The sequence below is a fragment of the Bartonella vinsonii subsp. berkhoffii ATCC 51672 genome (genome assembly GCF_902825225.1).
Taxonomy (GTDB): domain Bacteria; phylum Pseudomonadota; class Alphaproteobacteria; order Rhizobiales; family Rhizobiaceae; genus Bartonella; species Bartonella berkhoffii.
The window spans coordinates 1-346 of the sequence record NZ_CADEAK010000376.1 but is presented as its reverse complement, the minus strand read 5'-3'; the positions used below and the strand labels follow the sequence as shown (position 1 = coordinate 346).

Here is a 346-nt window from a genome sequence, read left to right as displayed (position 1 = left end):
TATTGGGTGCGTGGCTCTAACGTGAATTCCCAACTGGAACAGTCATGCTTATGAAGTTCGAGTGCTGGTAAGTTAACTCCGCTTAAAAACAAAAACTTATTGTCCTTGATTAAAAAACGTGCCTGCATGCGGTCTGCAAGGCGGGTTAAAAAATCAACAGCCGATTGATCCGTACGAATCACATAAGGCAAAGTTTTGTGCGTGAATTGAGGACTGATTTTTGCTTGATAACCATGGCGTTTGGCCAGGGTTTCAACAATCTCGCCAACGGTTTTGTGATCAAAATGTTCACTTGTTTGTTCTTTGAGTTCTTTACGCATTGAGGCGCTTTTGCCACAAAGGCGCA

At 43.1% G+C, this 346-nt stretch carries 1 pseudogene; it reads right to left on the bottom strand.

Annotation, left to right across the window (positions count from 1 at the left end):
* Positions 1 to 346, bottom strand: a pseudogene (locus tag J7R10_RS09685) (late control protein); the annotation flags it as partial.